This is a genomic window from Streptomyces sp. S07_1.15, assembly GCF_020739505.1.
In the GTDB taxonomy this organism is placed as follows: Bacteria; Actinomycetota; Actinomycetes; order Streptomycetales; family Streptomycetaceae; genus Streptomyces; species Streptomyces xinghaiensis.
Genome location: NZ_JAJBZK010000001.1, coordinates 6,353,225 through 6,367,149, shown reverse-complemented (window position 1 = coordinate 6,367,149; position 13,925 = coordinate 6,353,225). Strand labels below are relative to the sequence as shown.

General features: G+C 74.5%; 11 protein-coding genes. 2 read left to right on the top strand and 9 right to left on the bottom strand.

Annotation, left to right across the window (positions count from 1 at the left end; genetic code table 11):
• Positions 1–53: 53 nt before the first annotated feature.
• The gene (locus LIX60_RS27320; RefSeq protein WP_227961539.1) at positions 54–257 is read left to right on the top strand and encodes a DUF1918 domain-containing protein; all 204 of its coding nucleotides are present in this window, start codon (positions 54–56) and stop codon (positions 255–257) included.
• 160 nt (positions 258–417) lie between these two features.
• Here the strand turns inward: LIX60_RS27320 and LIX60_RS27315 are convergent, their stop codons facing one another.
• Positions 418–1,668, bottom strand: a complete 1,251-nt coding sequence (locus LIX60_RS27315; RefSeq protein ID WP_227961537.1) for a glycoside hydrolase family 10 protein — start codon at positions 1,666–1,668, stop codon at positions 418–420.
• Between the two features lie 187 nt (positions 1,669–1,855).
• On the opposite strand from LIX60_RS27315, the gene LIX60_RS27310 reads away from it, so the two are divergent.
• Positions 1,856–2,716 carry a 3-hydroxybutyryl-CoA dehydrogenase gene (locus tag LIX60_RS27310; protein WP_227961535.1) on the top strand — a complete coding sequence of 287 codons (861 nt, stop codon included), beginning with the start codon at positions 1,856–1,858 and terminating at the stop codon, positions 2,714–2,716.
• Positions 2,717–3,204: 488 nt separating this feature from the next.
• Here the strand turns inward: LIX60_RS27310 and LIX60_RS27305 are convergent, their stop codons facing one another.
• The 8 genes from LIX60_RS27305 to rplT form a co-directional block, all read right to left on the bottom strand.
• Positions 3,205–3,744 carry an NUDIX hydrolase gene (locus LIX60_RS27305; RefSeq protein ID WP_227961533.1) on the bottom strand — a complete coding sequence of 180 codons (540 nt, stop codon included), beginning with the start codon at positions 3,742–3,744 and terminating at the stop codon, positions 3,205–3,207.
• A gap of 58 nt (positions 3,745–3,802) precedes the next feature.
• On the bottom strand, positions 3,803–5,143 hold the full coding sequence (locus tag LIX60_RS27300; RefSeq protein WP_227961531.1) for a transcriptional regulator: 1,341 nt from the start codon (positions 5,141–5,143) through the stop codon (positions 3,803–3,805).
• A gap of 265 nt (positions 5,144–5,408) precedes the next feature.
• Entirely contained in the window at positions 5,409–6,911 is a 1,503-nt protein-coding gene (locus LIX60_RS31835) for a PP2C family protein-serine/threonine phosphatase (protein WP_308101860.1), read from the bottom strand.
• A 661-nt stretch (positions 6,912–7,572) separates the two neighbouring features.
• Positions 7,573–10,101 (bottom strand): phenylalanine--tRNA ligase subunit beta, encoded by a 2,529-nt coding sequence (pheT, locus tag LIX60_RS27285; RefSeq protein WP_227961529.1) that lies wholly within the window; start codon positions 10,099–10,101, stop codon positions 7,573–7,575.
• Positions 10,101–11,225, bottom strand: coding sequence for a phenylalanine--tRNA ligase subunit alpha (pheS, locus tag LIX60_RS27280; RefSeq protein WP_227961526.1), 1,125 nt, complete (start codon positions 11,223–11,225; stop codon positions 10,101–10,103). The genes pheT and pheS overlap by 1 nt, the downstream gene beginning before the upstream one ends.
• A 126-nt stretch (positions 11,226–11,351) precedes the next feature.
• Positions 11,352–12,452, bottom strand: a complete 1,101-nt coding sequence (locus LIX60_RS27275; protein WP_227961524.1) for an ATP-binding protein — start codon at positions 12,450–12,452, stop codon at positions 11,352–11,354.
• Between the two features lie 66 nt (positions 12,453–12,518).
• A complete protein-coding gene (locus LIX60_RS27270) occupies positions 12,519–13,373 on the bottom strand; it encodes an RNA methyltransferase (protein ID WP_227961522.1) in 855 nt (284 codons plus the stop codon).
• 151 nt (positions 13,374–13,524) lie between these two features.
• Positions 13,525–13,911, bottom strand: a complete 387-nt coding sequence (gene rplT / locus LIX60_RS27265) for a 50S ribosomal protein L20 (protein ID WP_071267962.1) — start codon at positions 13,909–13,911, stop codon at positions 13,525–13,527.
• Positions 13,912–13,925 lie beyond the last annotated feature (14 nt).

Here is a 13,925-nt window from a genome sequence, read left to right as displayed (position 1 = left end):
GGAACCCGCGGAAATCGCGATGCCATCGCCCTCGCGAACAGGGAGGACCGCTGATGGAAGCCAAAGTGGGCGACACACTGGTGATGCACGGCAGAAGCGTCGGCCAGCACGACCGGACCGCACAGATCGTGGAAGTCCTGGGGACACGCGGCGAACCTCCGTACCGCGTGCGGTTCGACGACGGGCGCGAGGCGCTGATGTCCCCCGGCCCGGACAGCGTCGTACAGCACGAACGGCGCGGCACCGAACCGGCCTAGACGGCGACCGCGCCCCTCCGGCGCGGCCCGGGCGTGACAGTGCCGGTGCCCCGGTACGCGGACGGCTCCCCGCCGGCCCGCGTACCGGGGCACGGCCGCGCACGGCGCCGGACCGCAGACGGGCGGACGGGATGGACGAGTGGACGGCTGGGCGCGCGGCTCAGCGCCACAGCGGCTCCGCCGCCGGGTAATGGTCGTCGACGACCCGGTTCATCGCGCCGATGCGGTCGGCCCCGACCTCCCGCGCCGAGAAGAACACATGCCCCCGCACCTCCGGGACGTCCCGGGCGAAGGCCAGATGCCGGGAGAGCTCCGCCGGGTCCTGCCAGGCCGCCGGCTGCGCCGGGTCCCCGGCCTTGTAGAGCGCCTCGCCGATGTGGAGCCCGACGCCCGTCCCCCGGACCGTACCGGCCCACCACCGCACCAGCGTGGCGTAGTCGGCCGCGTCGAAGCCCAGGTGCCAGTACACCTGCGGGACGACATGGTCGATCCAGCGCCTGCGCACCCACGCGCGGGTGTCGGCGTACAGGTCGTCGTAGGTCTGCACCCCGGCGTTCGTGTCGGAACCGGCCGGGTCCGAGGACCGGTTGCGCCAGACCCCGAACGGGCTGATGCCGAACCGCGTCCCCGGCCTGAGCCGCCTGATCCGGGCCCCCGTCTCCCGCACCAGCCGGTCGGTGTTGTCCCGCCGCCAGGCCGCCCGGTCGGGAAAGCCGCCACCGTGGGCCGCGTAGGCCGCGTCGTCGTCGAAGCGCTCCCCGGCCACCGGATACGGGTAGAAGTAGTCGTCCCAGTGCACGGCGTCGACCGGGTAGCGGCGCACCGCGTCGAGCATCGCGTCCTGCACGAAGCGCCGCACCTCCGGCAGCCCCGGGTTGTAGTAGAGCTTGCCGCCGTAACGCACCACCCACCCCGGGTTCCGGCGGGCGGGATGGCGCTCCGCCAGCCGCCCCGGATCAGCGTGGTTGGCGATCCGGTACGGGTTGAACCAGGCGTGCAGCGCCAGCCCCCGGCGGTGCGCCTCGCGGACCGCGAAGCCCAGCGGATCCCAGCCCGGGTCCCGGCCCTGGACGCCGGTGAGGTACTCGGACCACGGCTCGTACCGGGACGGCCACAGCGCGTCGGCGGTCGGCCGGACCTGCAGGACGACGGTGTTGAGCCGCCGCCGCACGGCCAGGTCCAGCACCTCGGCCAGTTCGGCCCGCTGCTCGGCCGCGGGCAGGCCCGGACGGGACGGCCAGTCCCGGTTCGCCACCGAGGCCACCCACATCCCCCGCGTCTCCGGCACCGCCCGGCCCCCGCTTCCCCCGGCGCCCTCCGCGCGCCACCGGGCCTCCGTGCCCAGGGCGTCACCCGACACCAGCAGGGGCAGGCTGCCCGCGGCCACGGCCGCGAACCGCCGCCGGCTCATCCGATCCCCGCTCCGCATCGCTCCACGCCCTCTCTCCGGCTCCGCCCCCGTGTCAGCACGGCGCCCGTGGCCAGCATTCCGCCCCGGCGACCGCGCCACACCGGAGCGGCGGGTAACGTCTGAGCCGGGCCCGCCACCGGAGACCCCGGAGGCCGCCCGTCCGAGGAAGATCAGCGAAAGGCACGATGTGACCGACATCGAACGCGTCGGAGTGGTGGGCTGCGGACAGATGGGCGCCGGGATCGCGGAGGTCTGCGCCCGGGCCGGCCTCGGCGTCATGGTCGCCGAGACCACCGGCGAGGCTCTGGAACTGGGCCGCACCCGGCTCACCTCCTCCCTGGACCGGGCCGTCGGCCGCGGCAAGATCACCAAGGAGGAGCGGGACGCCACCCTGGACCGGCTGAGCTTCACCACCGACCTCGGCGAGTTCGCCGACCGCGACCTCGTCGTCGAGGCCGTCGTGGAGAACGAGCAGGTCAAAACCGAGATCTTCCAGGTGCTCGACCAGGTCGTGACCCGGCCGGACGCGATACTCGCCTCGAACACCTCCTCCATCCCCCTGGTCCGGCTGGCCGTCGCCACCTCCCGACCGGAGCAGGTCATCGGCGTCCACTTCTTCAACCCCGCCCCGGTGCAGCGCCTCGTCGAGCTGATCCCCGCGCTGACCACCAGCGACGAGACGATCAAACGCGCCGAGGAGGCCGTCACCGCCGTCCTCGGCAAGCACGCCATCCGCGCCCAGGACCGCTCCGGCTTCGTCGTCAACGCCCTGCTGATCCCGTATCTGCTCTCCGCGATCCGGATGTTCGAATCGGGCATCGCCAGCCGCGAGGACATCGACAACGGCATGGAAATGGGCTGCGCCCACCCGATGGGCCCGCTGAAACTGGCCGACCTCATCGGCCTGGACACCGTCGCCTCGGTCGCGTACTCGATGTACGAGGAATACAAGGAGCCCCTGTACGCCGCTCCCCCGCTGCTCCAGCGCATGGTCGACGCCGGCCGCCTGGGCCGCAAGACGGGTTCGGGGTTCTACCCGTACACGTGAACGGAAACGCGTGAGCGGAGACGAACCGGGTGGCACCGGTACGGAGAGCGACGGCCGGGCCGCGCGCCACACACACGGCCCGCCACACCCCGGACGGCCCGCCGCCCCGTTCGCCAGGACGGACGAGCGGGGCGGCGGCGGGACGCGGGAACAGGGGGGAAGCCCCGCGTCCCGGTAACCGGGGTGGCTCCGGACCATCTCCGACTCCATCACGGCGCACGGCCCCGGGGGGAGCGTGTGCGCGGGCGCGATGAGGGTGCGCACTTCACACGGGGTGTGCGCCGCCCGCATCACCGTTCACGCCCGCCCCCTCCGGCACAACGGGCCCCGGCCGCCCGGCCGTCGCGCCCCGCGCACAGCACCCGCGCACAGCCCCTCCGCCTCCCCGCCCCGACCCGCGCCACACCCCCGGCACCCCCGGCGCACCACCGCTCCCCGTGCCGTCCGGCAACCCCCGGCGCAGGCCCCCGGCCGAGCGGCCCCGGAGCCTACGGCCGCCCCCCGCACCGGAGGTGATGGAGCATCAGCAACGCCGCCGCCATGTTCGCCGCCGGCACCTCACCCCGCGCCACCATGTCGGGCACCAGCTTCAGCGGCACCCACTCCCTCCGGTCGGACTCGAAGGCGTCCGCCGGCTGCCCGATGTACTCGGCCTCGTCCGTCCAGTAGATGTGGTGCCGCGCGTCCGTCAGCCCGTTGGACGGCTCCACGGACAGCAGATGCCGGAGCCGGCCGGGCCGCCAGCCGGTCTCCTCCTCCATCTCCCGCGCGGCGGCGAACGCGCAGTCCTCGCTCTCCTCGACCACCCCGGCCGCCAGCTCCCAGCCGTACGTCCCCGTGATGAAGCGGTGCCGCCACAGCAGCAGCACCTCGTTCGCCTCGTTGACGACCGTGGCGGCCGCCACCGGGCGGAGCCGGATCAGATAGTGGTCGAGACGGCGCCCGTCGGGGAGTTCGACATCGGCGAGGTTCACCCGGAACCAGCGATTCTCGTACACGGTGCGTTCGCCGGTGTTCTTCCATCGCACGAATCCGCCACCTTCCGCCCCCGTCCAGCCGACACAACGGGCCCGTCGTCCGGGGCCCTCAGAGCGGTACGCGCAGAGTCCGGTCGATGAGTTCGGCGGCCTCGGCGCTCGCGGCACACCTGCTCGCCACGAGGTCTTCCCGTACGGCGCGGAGCCGGTCCCGGAGCCGCCGCGACTCCATGCCCCGCACCCGCTCGGTCATCTCCACCGCGGTGGCCACGGCCTGATCGGCGTCGCCCCGGCAGAGCTCGATCTGGGTGAACAGCGCCAGCCGGTGCACCCGCCCCCGGTCGTGCGCCGGGCTGTCCACCGCCGCCACCGCGTGCTCGTGCGCCGCCCCGAGATCCCCCAGACTCAGCAGCGCCTCCGCCACCTGCACATTCACCAGTCCCGGCTGCACATAGCCGGTCTCGGCCGGTTCCTGACCGCGCCGGATGCTCTCCGCCTCCCGCTCCGCCCGCCCGATGCAGGCCAGCGCCGCCCGCCCGTCCCCCAGCTTCGCGTACGCCTTCGCCTGCATCGCGTACAGATCGGCGGAGAGCGCCGGGGTGATGTGCGGCCCGGCCGCGCGCAGCGCCGTCTCGGCGAACGCCACCGCCTGCCGGAACTCCCCCATGTGCAGCGACTGGTTGACCAGCAGCGCGATCGTGTAGGCGCCCAGCCCCCGGTCACCGCTGGCCTTGGCCAGCCGCAGCGCCTGGTGGAAGTAGCGCTGCGCCAGCCCGTACGCGTCCGAGTCGTAGGCGCAGATGCCCGCGACGGCCACCAGCCCGCCGACCGCCCGGTGCAGCAGCCGCCCGGTGGCATCGGTGTAGCCGCCGCGCAGCAGCGGCGCCGTCTCGGCGTTGAGGAAGCCCACGATCCGCGACCTCGTCGCCACCCCGCCCGTCTTGCGGTACATCTGCTCGTAGTGGGTACGGGCCGTGCGCAGCATCTCGATGTCCGGAAGGCCGACGCGCACCTGCCCGCGGCGCGAGACGTCCGCGTCCTCGGGCGGGTTCTCCCACTCCCAGACGGGCATCACGGCCGGGGTCCCGGTGACCGCGGGGGCACCGACCACATGCGGGCGCTGCTGCTCGTCGGACCGCCACAGGGCCGTGGCCCGGTCGACGAATCCGGCGAGCGGCGTGCCGTGCGGCGCGTGGCCCGAACCGGGCGGGCCGAGCCCGATGTCGTCGAGGGTGAGCGCACGCCGCACCCGCTCGCCGAGCACCTCGCAGATGATGTCCGGGACCTGGCCCCGCGGGCGCTGGCCCTTCAGCCAGCGGGCGACGGCGGTGTGTTCGTAGCGCAGGGTCAGGCCCCGGGCCCGCCCGGCCTCGTTGACATGCGCGGCCAGCCCGGCGTGCGAGATGCCCGCCTCGTCGAGGACGGCGTCGAGCAGGGTGTTGGGCTCCACGTGCCCTCCCGGTGCGCTCGGGATCAACAGCGTAATGGAGTGGCGGCGGAGCGGGGTGGGAACCGGCCACCACCGGTACCGGCGGGGGCCGCCGCCCCGATTCCCCTGATGCGGCGGTGAACCCTGGTTCCGGTGAGCCCTGGTTCCGGTGAGCCCTGGTTCCGGTGAGCCCGGACGGCATCACGGAGCGGCGGCCGGAGGTGACGGGCCGGCGGCTCGGCGGATGCCCGGCCGGGGCTCGCGGCCGGCCGGTGCCCGGCGCCGGTCAGCCCGCCGCGGCCGGCGGGGCGACGGCTCCGCCGGTGCTCTCCGGCGCCGTCCGGCCGGACGGAACGCGGGGCACGCCGCGACGTATCGCGAGCAGCGCCACATCGTCCGCCAGCCGGCCGCCGGTGTGCCGCAGCAGCGCCGCCTCCACCCGGTCGACCAGCTCCTCCGGGGTGCGGACCGCACCGGAGGACACGGCGGTTTCCAGGGTGCGCGCCAGCGGGAAGAAGCGCCGGGCGGCGTCGCGGGCGTCCTCCGCCCCGTCGGTGTGCAGCAGGAGCAGCTCTCCCGGGCGGAGCGGGGGCAGCCGTTCCGCCGGCAAGCGGTCGGGCAGGGGGAACGCGCCGAGCGGCGGCAGGGGGCCGGCGTCGCTCAGCGGCCGGACGGGAGAGCCGCCCGGCGGGGGCGCGGTGTCCTCTTCCCGCTCCTCCGCGGGTGCCGCGTTTCCGGCTTTCCCCGTGGGTGCCGGGCTGGGGGTTTCCTCCGGACCGGGAGAGGCCAAGGGCTTGTTACTGCGCCCTATTCCACCCGATGCACGGCGGTTCCCCGGCTGTTCGGTGCCGTCGTCACGGCAGCCGGGGCCCGTGCGCGCCCCGGGCCCGGCCGGTGCGCCCGCCGCGCCCGCGCGCTCCTCCCCCTCTACCGTCTCCGCCCCGCCGCGCCTGCCGCCGCACCCGTCGGTCCGCAGCCGGTACGGCCAGGGGTGGCCGCAGTTGAGCACCGACAGTTCCTCCTCCGGGCGCAGCTCCAGCAGCAGGACGGTGACGAACTCCTCGGCGGACCCGTCCGGCCCGTACGGGTCCCGGGCCTCCTCCCCCGGCCCCTCGCGCAGATGCCGGCCGAGCGCGCGGTCCAGCCGGCGCAGCACTCCGGCCAGATCCGGTTCGGCGTGCGCGGCCTCGCGGAAGCAGCCGAGGACGGCGGCGACGGTGCCGATCGCCGCCAGGCCGTGCCCGCGGACGTCGCCCACGACGATCCGCACCCCGTACGGGGTCACCAGCGCCTCGTACAGATCACCTCCGACGGAGGCGCCGCGGGTCGCGGAGAGATGCCGCACCGCGGTGGTGAACCCCCCGACCGCGGCGGGCAGCGGGCGGAGCAGCACCTGCTGGGCGGCGACGGCGACCGCGCGGGTGCGTTCCAGCTCCCGCAGCAGCCGCCGGCCGCGGCCCGTCGAGAGGCAGGCGGCCACGAGCGCCGTGACGACGGCACAGGAGACGCCGAGGTGGAGGCCCGTCGCCCGTCCGCCGTCCAGGAAGCCGAGAAGGGCGAGGACGAGGAGCGCACCGCCGCCGCTGACGAGGACGCAGCACCGGCGCCCGCTGCCCGCGCAGGCGAGGGCGGGCGCCGCCGCGAGCAGCGGTGTCAGGTCCGGTCCGGCCGGGCGCAGCAGTTCCCACCCCGCGACGGACAGCACCCACAGGCCGGGCAGGGCGATGAGGGCTGCGCGCAGGGCTCGGGTGCGGCGGCCGGGGACGTGCGTGGTCCGGTGACTGTTCATGCCGGCGGGTTCCCCTCGTGGTCCGTCCGCCGGCCCGGCCGGTCGGAGCCGCCGGGCGGCGGGATGCGCCGTGACCGGGTCTCTCCTGCGGGCGCCCCCGGGTGGTCTCCCGGCGGACGGGCTCCGGTTGTTGCTCTGCGGTGCCCACGGCGGAACGCGTCGAGTCTTTCGACTCGGGGAGGCGATGCGAACCCCGTTGTGCCGACTTCACCCGATCGGGCGAGCTGTTCGGTTCCCGTACGCGAACGAGTAACGGAACGGTCCGGCTCGGCGGACCGACCGCCGACCGATCCCTCCGCACTCGTCTGACCAGTTGTTCTCCACTGGCCCGGACGACTCTCACCGGCCGGCGGCCTACACCACCGGGCCGGTTCCGCAGCAGCCTGTGTGCTGGGGCAACGAGTGAGAAGGCACAGCGGCTTGACGCTCACCGCGCCGGAGCACGCGCCTGGGCGCGGGCTCGCGCCCGGTGGACCCGCCCGCCCCGCGCCCCGGCCCGCCCCGGCACGTTCGGGCCACTCGGTCCGTTCGGTCCGTTCGGGCCACTCGGGCCGGTGAGCGGTGACGGGACCGGAGCGGAGTCCGGAACGGGTGAGGGGGCGCCCCGGAGCCATGAGCTCCGGAACGCCCCCTCGCCGTCGGGCGTTGGTGCCGCGCGCCGTCAGGCGCCGCGCAGCACCGCCCCCGTGCGGTCCGCCGCGGCCGCCACCGCCGCGTCGCGCGCCGCGGAGATCTCCTCGGCGGTCAGCGTGCGGTCCGGGGCGCGGAAGCGCAGCGTGTACGCGAGGGACTTGCGGCCCTCGCCGAGCTGCTCGCCGGTGAACACGTCGAACAGCCGCAGGGACTCCAGGAGTTCCCCGGCACCGGCGCGCAGTGCTGTGCCGACGTCGGCCGCGGCCACCGAGCCGTCCACGACCAGGGCGACGTCCTGGGTGGCGACGGGGAAGGCCGAGACCCGGGGAGCCCGGAGCGGGCCGGTGCCGGCCCGCTCCAGCAGATCGAGGTCGATCTCCATGGCGCAGGTGCGCTCGGGCAGCCCGAGGGCCTTGACGGCCCGGGGGTGCAGTTCGCCGGCGTGCCCGACGACCCGCTCCTCGCCGTCGACCGACGCGAGCAGCGCCGCGCAGCGGCCGGGGTGCCAGGGGGCGTGCCGGTCCTGGCGGACCGTCAGCCCGACCCGGGCCTCGCGGGCGACCGTGCGGGCGGCCTCGACGGCGTCGGCCCAGTTCGCCGCGGACCCCGTGCCCCACCAGCCGCCCAGCCGGCGGGCGCCGGAAAGGACGACCGCGGCGCGGCGCGGCTGGTCCGGGAGCGCGGCGGTGAGACCGGCGAGCTCCTCTCCGGTGGGCCGGCGGTCGACGGGCGGCCGCGGGGCGGGCTGCTCCGCGCCGGTCGGCCGGAAGACCAGACCGGTCTCGAAGAGCGCCAGATCGTGCTCGCCGCGCCCGTCGTTGCGGCGCAGCGCGGCCAGCAGACCGGGCAGCAGGGTGGTGCGCAGCGCGGGCTCGGTGTCGACGAGCGGGTTGGCCAGCCGCACCACGGCGCGGCGCGGGTCGTCCGCGTCCAGGCCGAGCTGGTCGAAGACGCTCTCCCCGAGGAACGGGTAGCTGAGCACCTCGGTGAAGCCGGTGCCGGCCAGGGCCCGACCCACCCGGCGGTGCAGCCGCTGCCGCTCGGTCAGGCCCCGGCCGGCGGGCGGCCTGGGCAGGGTGGAGGGCAGATTGGCGTAGCCCTCCAGCCGGATGACCTCCTCGGCGAGGTCGTTGGGGTCGGTGAGGTCGGGCCGCCAGCTGGGCGCGGTGACGGTGAGTTCGTCCTGCCCGTAGACGTCGCAGCCGATCTCCTGGAGGCGGCGGACGACGGTCTCGCGGCCGTAGGCGACGCCCGCGACGCGGTCGGGGTGGTCCGCGGCGATCCTGACGGTGTGCGGACCGGAGGGGGTGACGACCTCGGTGACCCCGGCCTCCGCGGAGCCGCCGGCGAGCAGCACCAGCAGGTCGACGGCGCGCTGGGCGGCGGCCGAGGCGGCCTCGGGGTCGACGCCGCGCTCGAAGCGCCGGGACGCCTCGGAGGACAGCTTGTGGCGGCGGGCGGTCCGGGCGACCGTCACCGGGTCGAAGTGGGCGGCCTCGATGACGACCTCGGTGGTGCCGCCGGTGACCGTGCCGGTCTCCGGGTCGGCCTCCGCGTCACCGATCTCGGTGTCGGCACCGCCCATGACACCGGCGAGCCCGATGGGGCCGCGGCGGTCGGTGATGACCAGGTCCTCGGGGTCGAGGACGCGCTGGACGCCGTCGAGGGTGGTGAGCTTCTCGCCGGGCTCGGCGCGGCGCACGCCGACGGGCCCGTCGAGCCGGGCGCGGTCGTAGGCGTGCAGCGGCTGGCCGAGTTCGAGCATCACGTAGTTGGTGATGTCCACGGCCAGGGAGAGGGGACGCATCCCGGCCTTCTGCAGCCGGCGCCGGAGCCAGACCGGTGAGTGCGCCTCGGGGTCGAGGCCGGTGACCGTGCGGGCGGTGAAGCGGTCGCAGGCGCGCGGGTCGGCGACCTCGACGGGGTGGCCGTGCTCGTTGGGCGCGGGGACGTCGAGCAGGGCCGGGTCGCGCAGCGGGACGCCGTAGGCGGTGGCCGTCTCGCGGGCGATGCCCCGCATCGACAGGCAGTAGCCGCGGTCGGGCGTGACGGCGATGTCCAGCACCTCGTCGACGAGTTCGAGCAGCTCGACGGCGTCGCTGCCCGGCTCGTGCCCCGGCGGGAGGACGATGATGCCCTCGTGGTCGTCGGACATGCCCAGCTCGGCGGCCGAGCAGATCATGCCCTCGGAGACCTTGCCGTAGGTCTTCCGCGCCGAGATGGCGAAGTCGCCCGGGAGCACGGCGCCGGGCAGCACCACGACGACCTTGTCGCCGACGGCGAAGTTCCGCGCGCCGCAGACGATGTTCTGCGGTTCGCCGGTGCCGTTGGCGCCGCCGACGTTCACCTGGCAGTAGCGGATGGGCTTCCGGAACCCGGTGAGCTCCTCGATGGCCAGCACCTCGCCGACCACCAGCGGGCCCTTGAGGCCGGTGCCGAGCTGTTCGACGGTCTCGACCTCCAGGCCGGCGTCGATGAGCCTGGCCTGGACGTCACGACCGGTCTGGCCGGCTGGGAGGTCGACATACTCCCGCAGCCAGCTGAGCGGGACCCGCATCAGATCTCCATCCCGAAGGGCCGGGTGAAGCGCACGTCACCCTCGACCATGTCTCGCATGTCCTCGACGTTGTGGCGGAACATCAGCATCCGTTCGATGCCGAACCCGAAGGCGAATCCGCTGTACTTCTCCGGGTCGACGCCGCAGGCGGTCAGCACCCGCGGGTTGACCATGCCGCAGCCGCCCAGCTCGATCCAGCCCTCGCTGCCGCAGGTGCGGCAGGGGCGGTCCGGGTTGCCCACGGACGCGCCGCGGCAGACGTAGCACTCCATGTCCATCTCGGCGGAGGGCTCGGTGAACGGGAAGTAGTTCGGCCGCAGCCGGGTCGTCATGCCCTCGCCGAAGAGGGACTGGACCATGTGGTCCAGGGTGCCCTTGAGGTCCGCCATGGTCAGGCCCTCGTCCACGGCGAGCAGCTCGACCTGGTGGAAGACCGGGGTGTGGGTGGCGTCCAGCTCATCGGTGCGGTAGACGCGGCCGGGGCAGATCACGTAGACCGGCGGCTCGCGGTCGAGCATCGAGCGGATCTGCACCGGGGAGGTGTGGGTGCGCAGCACGACGCCGGACTCGTCGCGGCCCCGGGCGGCGGACTCCACGAAGAAGGTGTCCTGCATGGTGCGGGCCGGGTGGTCCGGGGCGATGTTGAGGGCGTCGAAGTTCAGCCACTCCGACTCGACCTCGGGGCCCTCGGCGACCTCGTAGCCCATGGCCACGAAGATGTCCTCGATGCGCTCCATGAGCGTGGTCAGCGGGTGCCGGGCACCGGCCGGTTCGCGGTCGTGGGGGAGGGTGACGTCCACCGCCTCCTCGACCAGCACACGCTCGTCGCGCTCGGCCTCCAGCTCCTCCTGGCGGGCCACCAGCGCACGCTTCACCTCGCCGCGGGCGCCGCCGACGCGCTTGCCGGCGTCGGCCTTGGCGTGCGGCGGGAGGGCGCCGATCTCGCGGTTGGCGAGGGCCAGCGGCGAGCGGTCCCCGGCGTGGGCCACCTTCGCCTCGTGCAGGGCCGCGAGATCCCCGGCGGCGGCGATGGCGGCGAGCGCCTCGTCCCGCATCCGGGTGATCTGTTCCGGTTTCAGTGCCTCGACCTCGACAGGGTCGTACGACTTATTGGGTGCCGACATCTCTTCCCGTGTTTCCGATTGGCTGGCTGCGCGGCCCGTGCTCGGTGGCTTGCCGGCTGCCGGAGCAGCCCTGGGTGCCACCGCCCGAGTCTACGGGGCGCGGAGGACGGGGAAGCCCGCGGCCGTTCAGGCCAGGAAGGACGGAACGGCGACGGGCAGGGTAAATCGGAAGCGGGCGCCGCCGCCGGGGGCGCGGCCGACCTCGATCGTCCCGCCGTGGGCCTCCACGATCCCCTTGACGATGTACAGGCCCAGGCCGGTGCCGCCGCGCTTGCTGCCCCGCCAGAAGCGGGTGAAGACGCGGCTCATCGACTCCTCGGGGATCCCGGGGCCCTCATCGCTCACGGTGACGGACGTTCCCTCGTTCGGCGGGTCGGCGGCTGACACCTCGATGGTGACGGTTCCCTCGCCGTGGCGCACGGCATTTTCCAGCAGATTGCCGAGGACCTGGTCCACCTTGTCCGGATCCGCCCAGAGCGCCAGCAGCGGCCCCGCGACGCGGACGGTGAAACGGTCCTCCGGCTCCCCCGCGCCGACGTGCGCCGCGACATGGCGGCGGACGGCGGCGGCCATGTCCACCGGCTGCCGGTGTATCTCCAGCCGGCCGGAGTCGATCCGGGAGATGTCCAGCAGTTCCGCGATGAGCCGGGTGACGCGGTCGGCGTCGGCGTCGACCGTCTCCAGCATCAGCCGCTTCTGGTCGTCCGTGAACCGTTCCCACTTGGCGAGGAGGGTGGCGGTGAAGCCCTTGACGGAGGTGAGCGGCGACCGCAGCTCATGGGCGACGGTGGCGATCAGCTCGGCGTGGCTCCGCTCGGTGCGGCGCCGGGCCTCGGTGCCGCGCAGGGAGATCACGAGCCGGTGCACCGGGCCCAGCCGGCGGCGGCGGATGTAGCGGGCGGAGACCAGCACCTCGCGGCCGCCCGGGAGTAAGAGGTTCCGCTCGGGCTGGCCGACCCGGGTGGCCAGCCCGCCGTACGGGTCGGTGCACGCCCACCAGCGGCGGCCCTCCAGATCCTCCAGCGGCAGCGCCCGCTCCAGCGGCAGGCCCAGCACCTGGGAGGGCCGGAGCCCGGTGATCCTCCCGGCCGCGGCGTTGAAGCAGATGACGCGGCCGTGCTCGTCGGCGACGGCCAGGCCGTCGGGCAGGTCGTCCGGGTCGAGGCCGAGGGCGGTCAGCCCGGGGGTCCAGTCGGCCGCCGAGACCGGCGGCCCGGTGTCCGGCACCGGCCGCCCCGAAGTCCTGACGTCCCTCACCGCACCCCCTGAAGTCGGCCCCGGGCCGCAACCCTACTAGCTGAAAGTGACGGAGCGGCACCCTCCGGAAGCACGCTGCGCACGGGCCGAGGCATAGAGGCATACGGCCGCGGCGGTCGCCAGGTTCAGACTCTCGGCCTTTCCGTGGACCGGGACCCGTACCACCGCGTCGGCGAGGGCGCGGGTCTCCTCGGGCAGGCCCCAGGCCTCGTTGCCGAAGATCCACGCGGTGGGGCCGCCCATGGTGCCGGCGTCCAGCTCGCCGTCGAGGTCCCGCTCCCCCGCGCCGTCGGCGGCCAGAACCCGCAGCCCGGCGTCCCGCAGCCCGCTCACCACGCGCTCGACCGGCACGCCGACGGCGACGGGGAGGTGGAAGACGCTGCCGACCGAGGCCCGTACGGCCTTGGGGTTGTAGAGGTCGACGGAGGCGTCGGTGAGGACGACGGCGTCGGCGCCCGCGGCGTCCGCGCAGCGCAGCACGGTGCCGGCGTTGCCGGGGTCGCGGACGTTCGCCAGCACGGCGACCAGCCGGGGCCGGGCGGCCGCGATCTCCTCGAAGGGCGAGTCCAGGAAGCGGCAGACCCCCACCAGCCCCTGCGGCGTGACGGTCTGCGAGAGGTCCGCCAGCACCTCGGCGGAGGCCGTGTGGACCCGGGCCCCGGAAGCGCGGGCGGCGGCGACGAGGTCCGGGTACCGCTCGGCGGCCTCGGCGGTGGTGAACAGCTCGGTCAGGGTGGGTTCACCGCCGGTGCGGTGCGCCACGGCCTCCCGCACGGCCTGCGGGCCCTCGGCGATGAACCGGCGCTCCTTGCTCCGGAAAGTCCGCCGGGCCAGCCGGCGGGCGGCGGCGACGCGGGGGGAGCGCGGGGAGATCAGCTCGGGGGTGCCCATGGGCGGCGGCTCGCTTCGTTCTCGGTGCGGTCGGTGCGTGCGGTCGGTGCGTGCGGTGGTGCGGTGCCCGGCGGTCGTGCGGTGCCAACGACAGCGGACCCGCAGGCAGGGCCTGCGGGTCCGCTGAAGCCTCTCGGCCGGCGCCTGCGGATCAGGCGGCGGCCTTCGGGGCGTTGACGTCGCTCGGCAGCGCCTTCTGGGCCACCTCGACCAGCGCGGCGAAGGCGTTGGCGTCGTTCACCGCGAGCTCGGCCAGGATCTTGCGGTCCACCTCGATGTTGGCGGCCTTCAGACCCTGGATGAAGCGGTTGTAGGTGATGCCGTTGGCGCGGGCCGCGGCGTTGATCCGCTGGATCCACAGCTGCCGGAAGTCGCCCTTGCGCTTCTTGCGGTCGTTGTAGTTGTAGACCAGGGAGTGGGTGACCTGCTCCTTGGCCTTGCGGTACAGGCGGGACCGCTGGCCCCGGTAACCGCTGGCCTGCTCGAGGATCGCCCTGCGCTTCTTGTGGGCGTTGACTGCCCGCTTGACGCGTGCCACTTGTTTAACTCCTT